Origin of the sequence: Acinetobacter sp. 22323, from assembly GCF_052044895.1 — a bacterium.
Classification (GTDB): Bacteria; Pseudomonadota; Gammaproteobacteria; order Pseudomonadales; family Moraxellaceae; genus Acinetobacter; species Acinetobacter schindleri.
Genome location: NZ_JBQEOL010000014.1, coordinates 47260 through 67248 on the forward strand (window position 1 = coordinate 47260; position 19989 = coordinate 67248).

Consider the following 19989-nt stretch of genomic DNA (forward strand, 5'->3'; position numbering starts at 1 on the left):
CATATTACTCTAGCGTGTTTTTTATTTTTGTTTATGGCATTTTCACAAAATTATTGCTTTCTCAGGTCAACTCAGGCCTCCCACTGTTTCGCCGAGCTTTTCCATAATGCAATTGCCCCCAGTACTGTTCCTACAGGAAAACTCAACAGCATCAGCACCGCCATAATTCGGGAAAGTGTACGTCCCTCGCCCTGACCTTTCTTAACTTTCAGAGCTGCCTGAATATTGAAATAGATCAATACCAGCATTAATAGAATGACAAATCCCAGGCTGATGGTTGAAGCGGTTCTTTGCTGAGATTCAAGATAAAGAAATACTGCGCCACTAAAGATCAACAGGCCGGCATAAATGCCATGCAATACAGACAAAGTCTGATTACGCTCATGCAGTCGTGGCAGCTGGGGCGGGGTGATACTCGAATTCATAAGAAATTCCTAAAAAATTGTTATTGTTAGTTTTATCGTATCAGGACCAGGTAATGATCTCTACTTGGCATATTAAAACCCAAGAATGGATTTAAATCAGCAGTTTTTCGATCTATTGCAACATTCGTACAACCTGTATTTTCCAATGTTTTATAGATAAAAAAATGCAGTGCGAGCACTGCATGAGATAGGCCAGATCATATTGTTATTGTTGTTATTCCCAGTTTTTCTGCTTATTTCCAGTATTTCAGCTTTGAGCTATGCCCAATACCGACATTAAAACTATTGGTCGGGTCTAGCTTCTGATAATGGTTTTTTAACGCCGGTTTGGCAATATAGAGATGCCCTACATTATGTTCAGCTGGATATTCCGCACCACGAACATCCAGCAGCTTCCACATGGCATGTTCCATTTTCAGCGGATTAACCCCTTTTTTTACAATGTAATCCTGATGGAATACATGGCACAGGAAGTGACCATAATAAAGTTTATGTAAGATCTGCTCTTCCATCTCCTGTGGCAGGGTTTCTACCCATTGGCGGTCATTCCTACGCAGCGCAATATCCAGCGCCACAATATCTTCCACTTCACTTAAATGGGTATCACGATAACGAATTGCTGCACCTGCTACGGCAAAACGGTGCAGAAATGCCTTACGTCCTTCATCTTCGGTGCAGAGAAAATAGTTCCCATCAGGATGGGCCTTAAAGTAGCCTTCAAAGAATGCCTGTACCTGTGCCACATCCTGATTTTCAATTCTGAGAATCAGATGATGCTCATACAGATCACGGTACTCGTTCATGCGTTTTGGCAAATGTGATGGCAGCATTTTACTGATCATTTGCAGAATTTTGTCGCTTAAACCACGTAGCCCCATTTTCTGCAATATCCCATCAACCTTGTCTTTCATGGCAAATGCGGCAGGCACTTTGGCAGTACCAAATTTTTCAATGAACATAAAAGTGTCTTTGCCGTATTCCGCACCGATGTCATAAGCTACACGGTGAATATATTCTCCAGCAATCGGCAGACGCGGCAGATCTTTGAGCAGAAAACGACGGATTTCCGTCAGGTCCTCCTGAGTATTAGTACCGACATAAAACACCTGGCTTGGAATCTTTTCAAAAGTATCCAGACGCACGGCAAATACGCAAACTTTACCAGCAGAACCAGAGGCTTCAAACAGACGGCTTGGATCGGCATTGAAGCGTGCTGGAGTATCAGCATCGACCTGACGCACATCCTGACTATAACGATGATCGGAAGCACAGCGATGTTCCTGCTGCTGGATATCCTGCTCATTATATTGTTTCTGTTCCAGATTTTTTAGGATCTCTTCCGGACTGTGACCCAGATGGATACCGAGATGATTCACCAGCTCCAGTTCGCCATGTTCATTCACACGCGCATATAATGCCAGTTCAGTATAGGCCGGCCCCCGGCGAACCAAGGCTCCACCGGAGTTATTGCATACGCCACCCAGCACCGAAGCACCAATACAGGATGAACCAATCACCGAATGCGGTTCACGGTTAAATGGTGCCAGCTGCTTTTCCAGTGCATCAAGTGTTGCACCCGGCAAACAGACAACCTGTTTACCCTCCTGGATCACCTGAATGCCTGTCAGACGGCGAGTACTCATCACAATCACTGGACGGTCATATTCACCAAACGGCGTTGAACCACCAGTTAAACCGGTATTGGCTGCCTGCATAATCACGATACAGTCTGCTGCAACAGCAATTTGCAATACTTGCCATTGTTCTAGTAATGAACCTGGAGTGACGACCGCAAACACCTCACCTGAACCATAACGCCGGCCCTGCCGATACAGACGAGTATCGTTATCGTCCGTCAATACATATCGCTGGCCGACCACAGCGACCAGATTGTTTAAGGTCGCAGTAGCGTCAAATGAGTTTTGCATAGTAGAGCCCCGTTTCATTTTTATGGCTATCTTTTTATAAAATCAGCCATAAGCATGTTTTGGATTTTTAATCTTGAATAGATGAAATAGCCGTAATTCTGTTGTTCCGAATTGCTCTAGGATGACCACGATTTAGAGTGGTCATCCTGATTGGTTTTATTGTGAAATTTCGCAATCAAGCCTTACCAGACAATCCTGTGTAATGTCAGCAATGGTCTTGGCACCTGTTAAGGTCATGGCAACACGCATTTCCTTGTCGATCAGATCAAGAAGGTTGCTGACACCTGCACCGCCTGCAGCACCCAATGCATAAACGAAGGCCCGACCGAGCATACAGGTGTCCGCACCCATTGCCAGCATACGCACCACATCCAGACCATTACGGATACCAGAGTCGACCAGGATTTTCAGTTCACCTTTTACCGCATCAGCGATTGGTGGCAAGGCACGTGTGGTAGATAACACACCATCTAACTGACGACCACCATGGTTGGATACTACAATGCCATCCGCACCGAAACGCACAGCGTCTTTAGCATCTTCAGGATCCAGAATCCCTTTGATCACCATCGGACCATCCCAATAGTCACGGATCCACTCCAGATCTTTCCAGGAAATAGACGGATCAAAGTTGGCACCCAACCAGCCGATATAATCTTCAAGGCCTGTCGGTTTACCGAGGTATTTCGAGATATTACCCAAGTCGTGTGGACGACCCATTAAGCCAACATTCCAGGCCCAGTGCGGATGCATGCAAGATTGCATATAACGGCGCATCGCTGCATTTGGTCCACTCATGCCAGAATGCGCATCACGGTAACGTGCACCCGGCACTGGCATATCCACGGTAAAGACCAGCGTTGAACAACCCGCAGCTTTGGCACGTTCCAAGGCATTTTTCATAAAACCGCGGTCACGCAGGACATAGAGCTGGAACCACATTGGGCGCTGGATCGCTGGTGCCACTTCTTCAATTGGGCACACAGATACCGTCGACAAGGTGAATGGAATACCTTTTTGGTCTGCCGCAACTGCTGCCTGTACTTCCCCACGGCGTGCATACATACCGGTCAAGCCTACAGGTGACAAAGCCACCGGCATCGAAAGGGTTTCATCAAATAATTTAGTTTCCAGACTTAGTGCTGACATGTCATTCAAGACACGTTGACGCAGCGCTACTTTTGATAAATCTTCTACATTGCGTTTCAGCGTGTATTCTGCATAAGCCCCACCATCAATATAATGAAACAGGAATGGTGGAAGACGACGTCGTGCGGCTTCACGGTAATCATTTGCAGAAGAGATAATCATAATTTAGATCCTGTTTAATCGGCTCATACGCTGCTGACGGGCTTCATCCTCATCAATCGTGCGTACTTGCTGAATGACAAACTCAATGTGTCCACAAACTGCCTGACGTGCAGCTTCTGGATCTTGACGCTCAATTGCGGCCATCACCTTAAAGTGCTGGTCCTGCAACTGATCAAAACGGTGGGCCTCGGAATAGACCTTGCGTCGTCCGAGTACCACATTAAATTGCAGCAGGTCGAACAGACTGCGCATCAACTGGATCAGCACCACATTATGCGATGCTTCGGCAATCGCAAGATGAAAACGGGCATCCGCGCGAGCTGCCTCATCGTCATCACCCAACAGCTGATAGTGCGCAATCTGGTCGTAACACTGTCTGATTTTTTTTATATCATCGGGTGTGGCGCGCTGTGCCGCATACCAGGCTGTACCGCCTTCCAGAATCAGACGAGACTCCTGAACATCAAAACGGTATTCAGGATCGACATCCATCAGGTCACTTAAAGGCTGCACAATATGATGCTGTGACCAGTGATTCGGCAGTTCCTGCAAATAAGTACCGGCACCAACACGGCTCACCAGCATGCCCTGGCTAACCAGATGCTGCAGCGCTTCTCGCAACGAAGAGCGCGACACATCTAACTGTTCACATAATTTACGTTCTGCGGGCAAACGGTCCCCGACCTGCATATGATTTTTTTCAATCAGATTACGCAGACTTTGTACGACTTTATCAGAGACTTTCATTGCATCGCCCTCAGTATGGTGTTATGGAATCATCCATGGGAACACATAAGCTTGTAAGGTGATAATGATACCGATCATCACCGTGAAGGTGATACTGTGTTTTACGGTAAAGCGGAATAAATCCGATTCTTTACCGACAAGACCTACTGCGGCACAGGCAATTGCAATCGATTGTGGTGAAATCATTTTACCGGTTACACCACCGCTGGTATTCGCAGCCACCAGTAATACTTCAGGTACACCGATCTGCTGAGCCGTAGTTGCCTGTAAAGCCGAGAACAATGCGTTTGCTGAAGTATCAGACCCTGTCAGGAATACACCGACCCAACCCAGGAATGGTGAGAAGAACGTGAATGCTTGTCCTGTATGTGCCAAGGCTAATGCCAAGGTTGCCGATAAGCCTGAGTAATTGGCAATAAAAGCAAATGCCAATACCATACCAATTGAGTAAATCGGTGTTTTCAGCTCATTTACTGTTTCAGCAAAGGTCGCTACTGCGTCTTTCGGTTTCATTTTCAGGTAAATGATGGTGATGATTGCAGCGATCATGATCGCTGTACCCGTCGCTGACAACCAGTCAAATTTATAGATCGCGTCGTAGTCTTTCGCTTCAGCGACCACCGGCGGCAACTTTTGAATCATTTGATGCAGGAAAGGCACTTTAATGGAAATTACTAAATCACTTAAAGCCCCATCTTTGGCAAACAGATCTTTAAAGGGTTTGATGCTCCATAAAGTTACCATGGCAGTCAGTACCGCAAATGGCGACCACGCTTTAATAATTTGACCGATGCTATATTTTTGCTGGCTTGCCAAAGCAATATTGCTATCGACTTGTTTTTCATTATCAAAACGGAAAATATGTTTTGGCTGCCAGAACTTGAGTAATACCGTTAAGCTCACCAAAGATGCAATCGCTGCAGTGATATCGGGTAATTCAGGACCCACATAGTTAGCAGTCAGGAACTGCGCCAGGGCAAAAGAACCACCACCGACTAAAATTGCAGGCCAGGTTTCTTTCACACCACGCCAGCCATCCATGATTGCCATAATCCACACCAGTACAATGGGTACCATGATTGGCAATTGACGTCCTACCATCTGGCTGATTTCCATGGTGTCTACGCCTGATACCTGACCAGCGACAATAATCGGAATTCCCATCGCACCAAAAGCCACAGGTGCTGTGTTCACAATCAGACATAAACCCGCGGCATACAATGGTTTAAATCCAAGACCTACTAATAACGCAGCAGTAATTGCAACCGGTGCGCCAAAGCCTGCAGCACCTTCCAGGAAAGTACCAAAAGCGAAGCCAACCAATAACATTTGCAAACGCTGGTCTTCGGTTAATGACAGGATCGATGAGCGAATAATGTCAAATTGACCGGTTTTCACTGAAATCTTGTAAAGGAATACTGCTCCAATAATAATCCAGGCGATCGGCCATAAGCCGTAGAAGAACCCATAGACCATGGAAGCCAATGCCATAGTGACTGGCATTTTGTAGAGGAACATTGACACCAGAAATGCCAAAGCCACAGTAATCGTTCCAGCTACACTGCCCTTCATTCTGAAAACAGCAAGAGCAAGGAAAAAGAATACGATTGGAATGAGGGCGATCGCACTGGAAATCCAAATATTTCCGATTGGATCGTAGATTTGTTGCCACTGTTGAAGCATTCTCTACTCCTTGAAATGCTTGTTTGTTATGTCATTACAGGACATGTCCAAAAGATTATTGGTATGACCAATTTAACATTAAACAGACCAATATCGGTCTTTGAGGTAGCTAAAATTAATAAAATATTTAAAATACCGCAACAGTTAAATCATTAAAATATAATTGGTATGACCAATTTTTTATATTAAAAGATGGAATTCAATATGAGCGAAAGCTAAGCAACATCGGGTATTTAACAGGTTGAAAGGAGCAAAGGTTGAGATAAAATGAAGCCTATAGAACTTTAGTCTTAGCCCGCTTTAAAACCCTGGATTTGGCTAATTCAAGGCCATTTGTGATGGCTCTATTTGCATTAGATTGTTTATTTTTTTGTCTATTTTTTAGATTTTGCATTTTTTTTGCGAAAACTTGCCATTTGAAAGGTGTTACAATATCTGCATTCAAAATTCTCTTTGGCCACCAATATAAGTGGTGCCTATATTATTCTATCGTTAGGATTAACAATGTCTGATAATGCAACTATCTTACAGAATGTACCTGTAGGCAAAAAAGTTGGTATTGCCTTTTCTGGTGGTCTAGATACTTCAGCAGCCCTGTTGTGGATGAAACAAAAAGGCGCAGAACCTTATGCATATACTGCAAACCTGGGTCAGCCTGATGAAGATGATTACGATGCGATTCCAAAGAAAGCTGAAGCATATGGCGCAGTAAAAGCACGTTTAATCGACTGCCGTCTACAGCTTGCATTAGAAGGTATTGCTGCAATTCAATGTGGCGCGTTCCACATCTCAACTGGTGGTGTTCCTTACTTCAACACAACGCCACTGGGCCGTGCAGTAACAGGGACAATGCTTGTTACCGCAATGAAAGAAGATGACGTCAACATCTGGGGCGACGGCTCAACCTATAAAGGTAACGACATCGAGCGTTTCTACCGTTATGGTTTGTTGACTAACCCGAATCTTAAAATCTATAAGCCTTGGTTAGACCAGACATTTATTGACGAGCTGGGTGGCCGTGCCGAAATGTCTCAGTTCCTGATCGACAACGGCTTTGACTACAAAATGTCAAAAGAGAAAGCTTATTCAACTGACTCAAACATGCTGGGTGCGACGCACGAAGCCAAAGATCTTGAATACCTGAATGCAGGCATCAAAATCGTTGACCCAATCATGGGTGTTGCGTTCTGGAAGGAAGAAGTTGAAATCAAACCTGAAGAAGTGTCGATCACTTTTGAAGAAGGCTTCCCAGTTGCAATCAACGGTCAACGTATCGAAGATCCTGTTGAGTTCATTCTTGAAGCAAACCGTATCGGTGGCCGTCATGGTCTAGGTATGTCGGATCAAATCGAAAACCGTATCATTGAAGCGAAATCTCGTGGTATTTATGAAGCTCCAGGTATGGCGCTGCTTCACATTGCTTATGAACGTCTGGTGACGGGTATTCATAACGAAGATACCATTGAACAATACCGTATCAACGGTCTTCGTTTAGGTCGTCTTCTTTACCAAGGTCGCTGGTTCGATTCTCAAGCGCTTATGCTTCGTGAAACTGCTCAGCGTTGGGTTGCTAAAGCGGTTACCGGTACTGTGACTTTAGAACTACGTCGTGGTAATGACTACACGATTATGAACACTGAATCTGAAAACCTGACATACGAAGCTGAACGCTTAACGATGGAAAAAGGTGATTCAATGTTCTCGCCAATGGATCGTATCGGTCAGTTAACTATGCGTAACCTGGACATTACGGATACGCGAGCAAAACTGGGTATCTACACAGGTGCGGGTTTACTTGCAGTGGGTACCGGTTCAGCTGTTCCACAATTAAAAGACAAAAACTAAGTTTTAGTTGTGTCAAAAAAACCGCGCAAATTGCGCGGTTTTTATTGTCTGTAATTCAGGAAAAATTCAACTGATATGCAGCGGTTTTGAATTTACCGAAGCAATGCTCTGATAATAAATCTGATTGCGCCCTAGTTGCTTGGCACGATACAGTGCCTGATCTGCAATACCGAGTAATCCATCTTTGGTCATAGCTTGCTCGCCACGATAAACCGTAATGCCTAGACTTACCGTAATCTGCTTGGATACCAAAGATTTTTCATGTGGTATTTCCAGACGTTCAATCGCTTTAAAGATATTGGTAGATACTGCATAAGCCCCATGTGCATCAGTTTCTGGAAGTAGCACCACAAACTCCTCACCTCCATAACGCGCAACAAAGTCCATATGCCGGATCGCATTCTTGATAGTTTTGGCGATGGTCGAAATCACATCATCACCCTTCTGGTGCCCATAAAAATCGTTATAGTTCTTAAAGAAATCTACATCGATAAATAAAATAGCCAAAGAGCTTTCCTGACGCTGAGCGGTAGAAAAGTAAATTTCCAGCATTTCATCAAAGGTACGGCGATTCGAGATTTTGGTCAGCTCATCATGCTGGCTCAGATGTAACAGTTCGGTATTGTGAATCCGGTGAATCTGCTCACTGATCCGCGCCCGCATGGAATAAAGGAAAATCATCCGTTCACGTGCAAAAATCATATGACTAATAACGAAACCGAGCAGGCAACTTCCCAATAGAATTCGGCCAAATACCAAAGGATTAAAGTTCGCCCCAACCAGGGTCAGGCAGATAATCGTAGTTCCAGCTGCCAATACACCAGTGATCATCATCTGAATCGGCTTGACACCAGTAAGGATATAACCCAACACATAAATAATGGTGACAATTGCCATGGATTGATGCTGTAAAGCTGCGGTCTGAATGGACATAGTCAGACATGAAATTGAAACCAGTGCCCAGAATATCAAGACCAGTGAAGCAGGCTGAAAAAAAGGTTTTAAGCGTTCTAAACTGGAGAATAAATAGAAAACAAATAAACTAATTCCGCCATTAATAATACCTATTAAAGACAATACAAAATCATGTACAAAATATTGTTTATCGATGATCCAGTAATCGGTAGGAATAAGGATAAGCATGCCGACAAAATAGATTAATAGTCCTGCCCAGACATACTGATCGGCGTGCTTACGGGCACGTTCCAGATTTTTGGTCCAGAATTCATCTTCAAGCGGTTGAGGAAAAACTCGGCTCAATTTCTGCCCAGCAATAAGCTCTTCGACTTTTTCCTTTTGATCCTGCAGTTTTGCTAAATTATACTTATATTCCATGGCAAGCATGTATGTAATTTTTTTAGTGTTTTTAAAATAACATACTTTTTTAAATTAATTCATAGTTAATGCATCTTTTGTCAGTATTTCACATTACCATTTTCGGTATAGATGCATTATCATTCATATTATTTCTCTGATTGAATTCGCCTTGAATACGATTACGATTCTCCAGCCAGATGACTGGCACGCTCACCTACGTGATGGTCTAGCACTTAAACGTACTGTTCCTGATCTAGCTCAACAATTTTCCCGCGCAATCTGTATGCCAAACCTGGTTCCACCAGTAAAAACCGTGGAAGAGGCAAACAGCTATCGTGAACGCATCATGGCGCATGTGCCGGAAGGCTGCAACTTTGATCCACGCATGGTGTTGTACTTCACCAACAATACTTCACCTGCCGAAGTTAAAAAAATCAAAGAATCTGAGTATGTGAATGCCATCAAGCTTTATCCTGCTGGTGCGACTACAAACTCGGATAGCGGTGTAAGCGATATTTCTAAAGTGTATGCAGTAATTGAGCAGCTTGAAGAACATCAGGTACCTTTACTGCTACATGGTGAAGTCACGCATAACCATGTCGACATTTTTGATCGTGAAAAACGTTTCCTGGACGAAGTACTTTCTCCATTATTAAAGCAGTTCCCGAAACTGAAGCTGGTACTTGAACATATTACCACCAGTGAAGCGGCAAACTTTGTCCTGGAACAGGACCGTAATGTGGCTGCAACGATCACGCCACAACATTTACTGTTTAACCGTAATGACATGCTAGTGGGTGGCATCAAGCCGCATTTCTACTGCCTGCCGATTTTAAAACGCCAGACGCATCAGCAAACTCTGCTGGAAGTCGCGACCAGCGGTAATCCTAAATTCTTCTTGGGCACAGATAGTGCGCCGCACTCAAAAAATGCCAAAGAAAATGCATGTGGTTGCGCAGGATGTTATAGTGCGCCCACTGCAATTGAACTTTATGCTCAGGCATTTGATCAGGTCGGCAAAATTGACCGTCTGGAAGGTTTTGCGAGCCACTTTGGTGCTGACTTCTATGGCCTTCCTCGTAATACCAATACCATTACCCTGGTAAAACAAGATCAAGTGATTCCTGAGAGTCTGGACTATTTGGATGGTGAACAGATTATTCCGTTATATGCGGGTAAAACCATTCAATGGAGAAAAGTGTGACAAATGAAACTCTCCCAGTCATTGGTCAACGTTTCCGTGGATTCCTGCCTGTTGTTGTCGATGTAGAGACAGCGGGCTTTAATGCACAAACTGATGCCTTGCTGGAAATCGCTGCCATTCCTATTATTTTTAATGAGAAAGGTGAATTTGTGCCGGGCCCTGCTCACCATGCACATATCAATCCATTTGAAGGGGCAAACCTTGACCGCCGTTCGCTGGACTTTATTGGGATCGATCCCTCTAATCCGATGCGTATTGCAATGGCCGAAGATGAGAAAACTGCGCTTAAACGCATTTTTAAATCTGTAAATGAAGTACGCCGCCAGCAAAACTGTACCCATGCCGTTCTGGTCGGTCATAACGCGCATTTCGATTTAGGCTTTGTACAGGCGGCTATTGCCCGTACAGGAACCAAAAACCAGAACCCATTTCATAGTTTTTCTGTCTTCGACACAGTGACTTTGAGTGCGGTGATGTTTGGTCAAACCGTACTGGCAAAATCCTGTATTCAGGCCGGTATCGAGTTTGATGGCAAAGAAGCCCATTCTGCGTTATACGACACGCAGAAGACAGCTGAACTGTTTTGCTATATTTTAAACAAACTCACCCCACACCTGCTTGACACTTTGGTGGCGGATCAATAAGATACCGCCATCTTCTAAACGTCCCTATCGTCTAGAGGCCTAGGACATCGCCCTTTCACGGCGGTAACCGGGGTTCGAATCCCCGTAGGGACGCCATCTATTTTCCTCTGTCTTTTTATTTTTTATTATTCAGCTATTTAAGTCGATTAAATTCTGCACACCCAAAAAACCCATTAATGCAAATAATTCTCATTATTATTGATTATTATACCAAAGTTAATGATAATCAATTTCATTATCTTTTACAGATTCAACCCTTCTCATGCGTTTTGCTTATTCAACACTTTCTATTGCAGCTCTAACCACATTATCAACCTCTAGCTTCGCAGAAGAATCAAATTATCAAGAATCCATCCTTAATGAAGCTACGGTTAAGTTCAACACGATTATTATTGAAGCTCAGCAAGAAAATGAAGTTGGAAAAGCCATTTATTCAAAAGAAGACTTAGAAAAGACGCCGAATAGCTCTAAAAATATCACTGACTTTTTAAAAGTAAATCCGAATGTGCAGTTTAGCAATGAACATATGGCAGCCAGCTCACAAGCTGATTTAAAACCGGCTGAAATTTCGATTCATGGTGCACAATCATTTAATAATAAATTTGTGGTCAATGGCGTCAGCAACAGCAATAACCTCGACCCTGCTGGTTCAGGAACAACCAACTACGGTGCAGTGTCTGGCGGTTCACAAGGTGTGGCAATCAACACCGATTTATTGTGTAATTTAGAAGTATTAGACAGCAACATTAGTGCAAAACACGGTGGCTTCACCGGTGGTGTGGTTCAGGCAGAAACCTGTGCGCCTAAATCTGAAATTGGCAAAGTCCATGGTAGCATCACTTATGACTATACAGAAAGTGACTGGAACCACTACCACTTAAAAACTGATGCAGACAAAGGACTCTTTGAAGGTGCATCAACCCAGTCAAACCAAAAAGAGTATGTTCGCCAAGGTGTTAGTGCCAATATTTTTGCTAAGCTTTCAGAGGTTTATGGCTTCGATCTCTATGCTTCACAACGTAAATCAGTGATGTGGGTCTAGGATTTTAGACCATGCCTATAAGTGATAATCTACTCCCCAATAAGCATGGGAAATGCTTGTTTTTGGAGTCAACCATGACACGAAGAAAACGTCGTAATCATTCAGCAGAGTTTAAAGTTAAAGTTGCTCTCGCAGCAATTAAAGGCGACCACACACTCGCTGAACTTTCTACTCAATTCGATTTACATCAAAACCAAATCATCGATTGGAAAAATCAACTGCTTGAGCAATCAGTCAATATTTTTTCACGACCAACAGCACAACAAGAACCTGAGATTGACCTCAAAGCTTTACATGCCAAGATAGGACATCAGGCATTGCAAATTGATTTTTTAGAAGGTGCGCTCAGAAAAATAGGGCAGCTGAGCGGCAAAAAATGATCGATAAGACCCATCAACTTTCGGTACGACAACAATCGCAATTGATTCAGATCAATCGCAGTACGTTGTATTACAAGCCCAAAGAGATTTCATCAACTGATTTGAGTTGGATGCGTCTAATCGATGAAATTCATCTCGACTACCCATTTATGGGCAGTCGAATGATACGAGATATGCTACAGCGTCAAGGGCATCAAATAGGTCGGCGTAAAGTCCGACGTTTAATGCGCTTGATGGGAATACATGCCTTGTATCCAAAACCCAATACCAGTAAGCCTAATCTTGCACACCGTATTTTCCCATATCTGTTGAAAAACATGGTCATCGATCACTCTAATCAAGTCTGGTGTACAGATATCACGTACATTCCTATGGCTAAAGGCTTTGTCTATCTGTGTGCAGTTATAGATTGGCATAGTCGTAAAGTACTGGCTCATCGTGTATCAATCAGTATGGAAACAGACTTTTGCATAGATGCGTTGCAAGAAGCAATTGTGAAATATGGTTGTCCAGAGGTATTTAATACAGACCAAGGCAGTCAATTCACAAGCGAGGCATTTTTGAATGAGTTAAAATTGCGAAATATCCGTATCAGTATGGATGGGAAAGGACGATGGATGGATAATGTGATGATTGAGCGTTTATGGCGCAGCGTGAAGCATGAGGAAGTCTATTTGAAGGCTTACGATACGGTTAAACAAGCGAAACAATCAATTGCTGAATATTTGGATTTTTATAACATGATACGTCCTCATTCAAGTTTGAATAAGGCAACACCAAATGAATTTTATGATCAACATTTACTAAAAGTAATGGCAGCATAATTTAAATATTTAGAGCGGATTTATCACTTATAAAACTGAATTGAGTGGTCTAATTAACGGAACCACATCATCAGCAATTCCTGTTGAAAGTGGCTTACCTGCACCAAAACAAATTGATCAAGAAAAACGTAACACCAATGTCGGCGGAACCTTGTATGTCGATCCAAATGCAGACACCAGTATGAAATTCGGTTTCGCTTTAGGTGATTTGGAAGACAATACTTACGCAGACAAACGTCGTAACTCTCACAGCAGCACTAATAATCAATCAGCTTTAATTTTCGCAGAGATGCAACAAAAACAAGATTGGGGACAATTAATACACCAGCTCAATTACCAGCAAATTGACAATGCACGTGAATCATCATCTGATCGCGGTGTGAACTGGATATATGCAACAGGGAGCAAAGACTGGGCGAATACTGAAAAAGTATGGGAAGGTGCAACCTCTGCAGATATTGATTTAAAACAATCTTCTGTGAGTTATGGGTTAAATGCGCTATTTAATAACTTTAAATTTGCAGACACCGACCATCAAATCAGCGCCGGTTTTGCCTATCATTATGATGATGTACAATGGGAACGTACCAAAGATTTTTCAACTTTCTATGGCGTAACCTCAGGGAAAACTCAAAACTTGTTTGATCTTAAAGGTCAACAATGTCAAACCAATGATCCCCTCTGCGATGAAAATACCACAGCTGTATTCCTGAACAATAAAGTCCCTACGGTCTTTGATGGCCAATACTTTAAAAAGGGTAATGTATACAAAGCAGGTAGCTTTGCTGGTCAATATCATCAAGCAGCCTTGTATCTAGAAGATAATATTCGCTGGAACAACCTCAATGCCCGTTTAGGTGTGCGTGCTGATTATGATGAATCAAATAATAATCTTAACTTTGCACCACGTAGCAGCATTAGTTATCAGCCTTTTTCCAATAAATTATTAACCCTGACTTCAGGTTGGAACCGCTACTATAATGCCCCAACGTATATGACGGACTTGCGTCAACATCTGACCTCATTAGATTTTGACATCAGCCGTGCTGATCAAAATTCTGAATGGGTTGAAGAAGTAAAAGTTTCAGCCAATGATACACGCCGCAAGGATCTTAAAACCCCATTTGCAGATGAATTTGTCCTTGGGTTTAATAGCCAATTTAAAAACACCAATCTCAGCTTAAAATGGGTGAATCGTCAGTATGATGATGAAATCACCCGTAATAGAACTGATATTCCAAACGACTATTTTACTTATTCTTATGAGTTTGATAACAGCGGTTATGGCGAAAATGATACCGTAACGCTAGAACTTAATACGATTGAGCCACTTAAATTTAAAGGCACTCAACATGATTTAGGCTTAGCGGTCAATTACTCGGATGTGTACCGTAGCGCACCAGATTATACGGAAAACTTTACCGAAGAAGACCTTCAGGAGCTGATTTCCTTTGATGGCAAAATTATGCCTTATGGTGACCGCCCTGCATCAAACTATAACCAACCGATTACTGCACGTGTCATGTGGAATATTGGCTTTGATTCTCTTCCTTTAAAAATTTCCAACTTCTTTAGCTATAAAGACACCTATGAGCAAGTGCTAGAAGCGAGCTCTGCTGACAAAGTGGTGTATGATGGCGTTAAAATCGATACTTATACGCTACAAGATGTAAAACCTCGTTTTACATGGGATGTGCGCACCACATATGATTGGAAAGTTTCAAAAGATTATTCAGCGATTTTTGGCTTAACGGTAAATAATATTACTAACCGCAATAATTTATATGTGAGTGGAAGCAAACTGTACTCTGAAATTGGCCGCCAATTTATCGCAGATATCACTTTTAAATTCTAACTCATGGACAAGAGCACTCAGGTGCTCTTTTTAATTTGCTTAGGCTATAATTACTGCAATTTCATCTCTTGCATTTGTGCCATGTTAAAAAAGATCTTACTGGTTTTAATGATTTTAGCGCCTTCCATGCTGTATCTATATATCGTCAACCGTGAAGATAAAACCGAAGCACCTGCGGAACAAACGGTTCCAGCCAGTCAACCGGCCGAATCCCAAACACCTGACCATTAAATCCACACGACTTAAACTCCTGTAAAGTGACGGGAATTTGAGGTCTCAATGTCGATTTCTGATGCTACAAACTGATGGATACGCTAGTTTGAACTCAGAAATCACTTTAATCCTTTGTTCTTGTTTAATGTTTAATCTGTTAATTCATTTTTAGCAAAAAGCCTTTTGACAAAGCTTAGCTTAGTCCTTAACATAGCCATCACCTCGCAACGTCCCTATCGTCTAGAGGCCTAGGACATCGCCCTTTCACGGCGGTAACCGGGGTTCGAATCCCCGTAGGGACGCCATCTATTGATCTCATACGATCAGCACTTATTCAAAATTACTATTATTTGATTGCAGATTTGTAGTTTTTGACTACAATAGCTCGCTTCATTCCTTTGAAGTATTTCTTATTTCCTATGCACTCATCTCCGAATGATGCTACGCATCAGGGCAATTCTGCGCCTTTAAAACGCGCTATGAGTACTCGACATCTGGTCATGATTTCGCTTGGTGGCGCAATCGGGACCGGCCTATTTTTAGGGTCGGGTGAAGTCATTGCACAAACGGGGCCTGTAGGTGCCATTCTTGCTTATCTCCTCGGCGGTATCATCGCTTACATGGTTATGCTATGTCTGGGTGAACTTGCCGTACATATGCCTGAATCTGGTTCATTTGGTGCTTATGCCAAACGTTATATTGGACCGGGCACAGGTTATACCATTACCTGGTTATACTGGCTGACTTGGTCAGTGACACTGGGAACCGAATTTACCGCTGCAGCTTTATTGATGCAGGAATGGTTCCCGGACAGCTCCATGTGGATGTGGACACTGGTCTTTGGTGCGCTTGTGTTTACACTGAATATGATTTCGACCCGCTGGTTTGCAGAATCCGAATTCTGGCTGGCCCTCATTAAAGTTGTCACTGTTATTGCCTTTATCCTGCTGGGATTATTGGCCATATTTGGTGTATTGGGTTATGCAGGTCAGGAAACTGCCCCGCTGTTTAGCAATCTGACAGCTCAGGGTTGGTTCCCTGAAGGCCTGTTCCCCATCTTCACAACAATGCTGATTGTCAACTTTGCCTTCTCAGGTACAGAACTGATTGGTGTGGCCGCTGGTGAAACCAAAGATCCTGCCAAAAACGTACCGAAAGCCATCAATACCGCAATTTTCCGCCTATTGATTTTCTTTGTAGGTACGATTGTCGTGGTGACGTGTCTATTACCACATCAAGAAGCAGGTCTTGCTGCTGAAGGTGTAAGTAGTAGCCCATTCGTGACCGTATTCGAGCACATTGGTATTCCATACGCTGAAGACGTTATTCGCTTTGTAATTATCACCGCACTGTTGTCTGCTGCAAACTCAGGTTTATTTGCTGCTTCCCGTATGATGTGGTCATTGTCTTATAGCAAACAATTACCAGCCATGTTCTCAAGAGTGAATGCACGCGGTATTCCTTACATTGCGGTAATCGTAACCATGATTGGTGGTATGCCAGGTCTGTTGTCTGAACAGTTTGCACCAGAAACCATTTTCACTAACCTGTTGGGTATTGCAGCCTTTACCATGGTGGTGGTCTGGATGAGTATCTGTCTGAGTATGTTCAACTTCCGCCGTGAATGGTACAAACAAGGGAAGACAGCTAAAGATCTTGCTTTCGCTGCACCGTTGTTCCCGATTGTGCCGATTCTGGGTTTCCTGTTCTGTCTGATTACCTGTATCAGTATGGTATTTGATCCAACAATGCGGATCAGCTTCTTTGGCTGTCTGGTGTTTATTGGACTTTGCTATGCCAGCTATTATAAGTTTTATCACAATAAAGCTTAAATCTTAGCGCTAACAAAAGAGCAGCTCCGGCTGCTCTTTTTTTATCTATACTGAATATGTGTCAGGCAGCCACAGCGGTGTGTCGATGAAAATTATTTATATCCATGGGATGAACAAGCAGAATTTTAGTTCTGCTTCATTAAAGCAACGTTGGCTAAGTCTGCTTAAACATGGTCTGAAACAGTCGCATCGACAGGCCTGTTTTGCCTATATCAAACGTCATGTTCGTATCCCTTTTTATGGAGATTTACTGTTAAGGCATCATTTACATAATGTATTGAACGCCAGTACCTTAATGCCACAAGAGTGGCCACATTTTCCCTTGCGCCACCCACTTAAATCCCAACCGTCGCCGCCACATTTTCATCAGTATTTAGCTGAAACTTGCAAGATTCCCGAATTAAATATTGAGGATGCTCTGACTTTTAACCAGAAGCTGAAATTTATTACTACCTTAAGCCGAAATACAGCCTTACGGGATTTTATGGTCTTGCTCAATTATTTTCCCCATCTGCATGATACGCTCATCAAAAAATTTCTGATTGAAACATATTCCTATCTGGCCAATGCCAGATTCATGCAGCAAGTTCATCAGCGTATTGGTCAGCGACTACATGACAATAAACCTTGTATCTTGATCGCACACTCCTTAGGCAGCGTGATTGCCTATCATTATCTGCTTTTACATCCGGAATTAAATGTGCAGCGCTTTATTACGCTGGGATCGCCCATGGCCTTTCGTGTGATACAGGAACATTTACCGCAACCGATGACCCGACCCGAGGCCATTCGTGGTGACTGGATCAATTTTTATTGTAGCGATGACTTTCTGACTGCCTTTCCCTTATCAGAACCACCCTTCCAGTTTCAGCCGGCGATTATTAATCAGAAAATTCGTACCTCCATCTATCATCCGCATGATATTGATGGTTATATCCAACATTCCGACGTCATCAAAGCGCTGCTGGAATTACTTTAGGATTTACTTAAACAGCGGGATTTAACTTTTACCGTTTTATTCCTATCTTTTTTCTATGTAGTAAAATCCTTGATCCGTATCTATCAATTTACTGCTTTTTCTACTTTTTTATAAATATACAACTGTCTGTTAATAATTGTTTTATCAAAGTAATTTACACATGAACACCACAAAAAGTACAGCTTGGCTTGCCGCAATTTTCTCTATACTGTGAATATATAGATCGACCTCCGTGAGGTATCGATGAAAGTTATTTTTATTCATGGAATGAATCAGCAACATCATAGCGCTGCATCGATCCGTCAGCGCTGGCTACATATACTTCAAAAAGGTATTCGCAAACATCATCACGATGCCAGATTCAGTTATTTACGACGTCACATTCACATTCCATTTTATGGGGACTTGCTTTCTCGCTATAACGTCCGCAACATCCTCAATGCTGGCACCCTGATGCCACAGCAATGGCCCAGCTTTCGGTTCCGTCAGCCTGTTCAGCCCCAGCTTCCTGCACCAGTTCCACGTCCTGGTTGGCGTAGGCCCACAATTACCGATTTCGCCCAACCCAGCCCAAGTGATACCATGGATTTCAGACAGAAATTCAATTATTTTACCGCCCTCGGCAAGAATGTGGCGCTTCGGGATTTTGCCTTATTACTCAATTATTTTCCCACTCTGCATCGCACTCTATTGCAGAGATTTCTGATTGAAACTTATCTTTATCTCGATAACCCTGATTTCATGAGAGAAGTACATGAACGGATTGCCCGACAACTGAGTGGTCGCAAACCCTGCATTGTCATTGCTCATTCTTTAGGAAGTGTGATTGCCTATAATCATCTTATCCAGCACCCTGAACTGAATGTACAGCGTTTTATTACTTTAGGATCGCCATTAGCATTCCAGGTGATCCAGTCACATTTACCACAACCGATTGTACGACCTGCTGCAATTACAGGCGACTGGATAAATTTCTATTCAACTGATGATTTCCTCACCGCTTTTCCTCTTACACAACCGCCATTTGAGTTTCAACCTGCAATTATTAACCACGGCATTCGTACACATATTCACCGCCCGCATGATATTACTGGTTATTTACTCCATCCGCAGGTGGTAGAAACAATTCTAGAATTGCTTAAAAATCCAGCTTAAACCATGTATTTTTCAAGTATTTTCTTAAGATTGTTTTAATTTTATGCACTCGGTTCAAAAAACTAGAAAAAGTGCAGAAATGCGTTTGACACCCCCCTTTTTTCACCCTATTATACGCCCACCTCTGAAACGTCCCTATCGTCTAGAGGCCTAGGACATCGCCCTTTCACGGCGGTAACCGGGGTTCGAATCCCCGTAGGGACGCCAATTTCAGAAGTAATATTTTATTAAGTCCCTATCGTCTAGAGGCCTAGGACATCGCCCTTTCACGGCGGTAACCGGGGTTCGAATCCCCGTAGGGACGCCATTACTTCAAACTGAAAGTAAAGGTTTTAAAATCTATCTTCTGTACTGTCCCTATCGTCTAGAGGCCTAGGACATCGCCCTTTCACGGCGGTAACCGGGGTTCGAATCCCCGTAGGGACGCCATATTCGAGATGATTATCTTAAAATGATCTTCTCATAAAAAAGCTCAGGCATTGTGACCTGGGCTTTTTTATTGCCTTCAATTTGATTTATTTTTACCATATATTCAAAATAATAAACCTCTAAAAATTTACGCACTTTTGCAAAGTCCTTGTATTTTCCGCCATAAAATCGAACAA

Annotated in this window: 16 protein-coding genes and 5 tRNA genes; 15 read left to right on the top strand and 6 right to left on the bottom strand. The window is 42.9% G+C overall.

The features are described 5' to 3' along the window. Window positions 1-71: 71 nt before the first annotated feature. The 5 genes from ACTJIX_RS10445 to lldP all read right to left on the bottom strand — a co-directional run bounded on the left by ACTJIX_RS10445 (window position 72) and on the right by lldP (window position 6094). Window positions 72-425 (bottom strand): hypothetical protein, encoded by a 354-nt coding sequence (locus tag ACTJIX_RS10445; RefSeq protein WP_008303621.1) that lies wholly within the window; start codon window positions 423-425, stop codon window positions 72-74. Between the two features lie 233 nt (window positions 426-658). Beyond that, a complete protein-coding gene (gene dld, locus ACTJIX_RS10450) occupies window positions 659-2353 on the bottom strand; it encodes a D-lactate dehydrogenase (protein ID WP_440611426.1) in 1695 nt (564 codons plus the stop codon). A 156-nt stretch (window positions 2354-2509) separates the two neighbouring features. Continuing rightward, window positions 2510-3664, bottom strand: coding sequence for an FMN-dependent L-lactate dehydrogenase LldD (gene lldD, locus ACTJIX_RS10455; RefSeq protein ID WP_308912314.1), 1155 nt, complete (start codon window positions 3662-3664; stop codon window positions 2510-2512). 3 nt (window positions 3665-3667) lie between these two features. After that, window positions 3668-4411 (bottom strand): transcriptional regulator LldR, encoded by a 744-nt coding sequence (lldR, locus tag ACTJIX_RS10460; protein WP_308912313.1) that lies wholly within the window; start codon window positions 4409-4411, stop codon window positions 3668-3670. Between the two features lie 21 nt (window positions 4412-4432). Next, window positions 4433-6094 (bottom strand): L-lactate permease, encoded by a 1662-nt coding sequence (lldP, locus tag ACTJIX_RS10465; protein WP_008303614.1) that lies wholly within the window; start codon window positions 6092-6094, stop codon window positions 4433-4435. A gap of 504 nt (window positions 6095-6598) precedes the next feature. Between lldP and argG the strand changes: the two genes are divergently transcribed. Continuing rightward, window positions 6599-7939 carry an argininosuccinate synthase gene (gene argG / locus ACTJIX_RS10470; RefSeq protein ID WP_004810660.1) on the top strand — a complete coding sequence of 447 codons (1341 nt, stop codon included), beginning with the start codon at window positions 6599-6601 and terminating at the stop codon, window positions 7937-7939. A gap of 66 nt (window positions 7940-8005) precedes the next feature. On the opposite strand, the gene ACTJIX_RS10475 is transcribed toward argG, so the two are convergent. Then, a complete protein-coding gene (locus ACTJIX_RS10475) occupies window positions 8006-9274 on the bottom strand; it encodes a GGDEF domain-containing protein (protein ID WP_026056722.1) in 1269 nt (422 codons plus the stop codon). Window positions 9275-9425: 151 nt separating this feature from the next. On the opposite strand from ACTJIX_RS10475, the gene pyrC reads away from it, so the two are divergent. From pyrC to ACTJIX_RS10545, 14 genes are all read left to right on the top strand, one after another. Then, window positions 9426-10460, top strand: a complete 1035-nt coding sequence (gene pyrC / locus ACTJIX_RS10480; protein ID WP_004893685.1) for a dihydroorotase — start codon at window positions 9426-9428, stop codon at window positions 10458-10460. Then, window positions 10445-11104, top strand: coding sequence for a ribonuclease T (rnt, locus tag ACTJIX_RS10485; RefSeq protein ID WP_008303612.1), 660 nt, complete (start codon window positions 10445-10447; stop codon window positions 11102-11104). The genes pyrC and rnt overlap by 16 nt, the downstream gene beginning before the upstream one ends. Before the next feature lie 20 nt (window positions 11105-11124). Further along, window positions 11125-11200: transfer RNA gene (locus ACTJIX_RS10490), tRNA-Glu, on the top strand. A gap of 166 nt (window positions 11201-11366) precedes the next feature. Continuing rightward, the gene (locus tag ACTJIX_RS10495; protein ID WP_440611427.1) at window positions 11367-12146 is read left to right on the top strand and encodes a TonB-dependent receptor plug domain-containing protein; all 780 of its coding nucleotides are present in this window, start codon (window positions 11367-11369) and stop codon (window positions 12144-12146) included. Window positions 12147-12220: 74 nt separating this feature from the next. Continuing rightward, a protein-coding gene (locus ACTJIX_RS10500; protein ID WP_108675654.1) for an IS3-like element ISAcsp5 family transposase occupies window positions 12221-13350 on the top strand; the annotation gives its coding sequence in 2 pieces (ribosomal slippage) (window positions 12221-12473 and window positions 12473-13350; 1131 coding nt in all). Between the two features lie 40 nt (window positions 13351-13390). Beyond that, window positions 13391-15205: a TonB-dependent receptor plug domain-containing protein gene (locus tag ACTJIX_RS10505; protein ID WP_440611428.1), complete on the top strand. Its 1815-nt coding sequence runs from the start codon at window positions 13391-13393 to the stop codon at window positions 15203-15205. Window positions 15206-15286: 81 nt separating this feature from the next. Further along, the gene (locus ACTJIX_RS10510; protein WP_004810670.1) at window positions 15287-15436 is read left to right on the top strand and encodes a hypothetical protein; all 150 of its coding nucleotides are present in this window, start codon (window positions 15287-15289) and stop codon (window positions 15434-15436) included. A gap of 211 nt (window positions 15437-15647) precedes the next feature. Next, window positions 15648-15723, top strand: a tRNA-Glu gene (locus ACTJIX_RS10515). A gap of 114 nt (window positions 15724-15837) precedes the next feature. Next, a complete protein-coding gene (locus tag ACTJIX_RS10520; RefSeq protein ID WP_440611429.1) occupies window positions 15838-17250 on the top strand; it encodes an amino acid permease in 1413 nt (470 codons plus the stop codon). 85 nt (window positions 17251-17335) lie between these two features. Then, entirely contained in the window at window positions 17336-18229 is an 894-nt protein-coding gene (locus ACTJIX_RS10525) for an alpha/beta fold hydrolase (RefSeq protein ID WP_440611430.1), read from the top strand. A 243-nt stretch (window positions 18230-18472) separates the two neighbouring features. Next, complete coding sequence (locus ACTJIX_RS10530) at window positions 18473-19384, top strand: alpha/beta hydrolase (RefSeq protein ID WP_440611431.1); 912 nt, start codon at window positions 18473-18475, stop codon at window positions 19382-19384. Between the two features lie 131 nt (window positions 19385-19515). Next, window positions 19516-19591, top strand: a tRNA-Glu gene (locus tag ACTJIX_RS10535). A gap of 24 nt (window positions 19592-19615) precedes the next feature. Next, a tRNA-Glu gene (locus ACTJIX_RS10540) sits at window positions 19616-19691 on the top strand. 46 nt (window positions 19692-19737) lie between these two features. Beyond that, window positions 19738-19813 (top strand) — tRNA-Glu (locus ACTJIX_RS10545). Window positions 19814-19989: the final 176 nt, after the last annotated feature.

Excerpts from the sequence above, each read along its gene's own strand:
- ACTJIX_RS10445 (WP_008303621.1), bottom strand. The coding sequence starts at position 425 with ATGAATTCGAGTATCACCCCGCCCCAGCTGCCACGACTGCATGAGCGT.
- dld (WP_440611426.1), bottom strand. The coding sequence starts at position 2,353 with ATGCAAAACTCATTTGACGCTACTGCGACCTTAAACAATCTGGTCGCT.
- lldD (WP_308912314.1), bottom strand. The coding sequence starts at position 3,664 with ATGATTATCTCTTCTGCAAATGATTACCGTGAAGCCGCACGACGTCGT.
- lldR (WP_308912313.1), bottom strand. The coding sequence starts at position 4,411 with ATGAAAGTCTCTGATAAAGTCGTACAAAGTCTGCGTAATCTGATTGAA.
- lldP (WP_008303614.1), bottom strand. The coding sequence starts at position 6,094 with ATGCTTCAACAGTGGCAACAAATCTACGATCCAATCGGAAATATTTGG.
- argG (WP_004810660.1), top strand. The coding sequence starts at position 6,599 with ATGTCTGATAATGCAACTATCTTACAGAATGTACCTGTAGGCAAAAAA.
- ACTJIX_RS10475 (WP_026056722.1), bottom strand. The coding sequence starts at position 9,274 with ATGGAATATAAGTATAATTTAGCAAAACTGCAGGATCAAAAGGAAAAA.
- rnt (WP_008303612.1), top strand. The coding sequence starts at position 10,445 with ATGGAGAAAAGTGTGACAAATGAAACTCTCCCAGTCATTGGTCAACGT.
- ACTJIX_RS10495 (WP_440611427.1), top strand. The coding sequence starts at position 11,367 with ATGCGTTTTGCTTATTCAACACTTTCTATTGCAGCTCTAACCACATTA.
- ACTJIX_RS10510 (WP_004810670.1), top strand. The coding sequence starts at position 15,287 with ATGTTAAAAAAGATCTTACTGGTTTTAATGATTTTAGCGCCTTCCATG.
- ACTJIX_RS10520 (WP_440611429.1), top strand. The coding sequence starts at position 15,838 with ATGCACTCATCTCCGAATGATGCTACGCATCAGGGCAATTCTGCGCCT.
- ACTJIX_RS10525 (WP_440611430.1), top strand. The coding sequence starts at position 17,336 with ATGAAAATTATTTATATCCATGGGATGAACAAGCAGAATTTTAGTTCT.
- ACTJIX_RS10530 (WP_440611431.1), top strand. The coding sequence starts at position 18,473 with ATGAAAGTTATTTTTATTCATGGAATGAATCAGCAACATCATAGCGCT.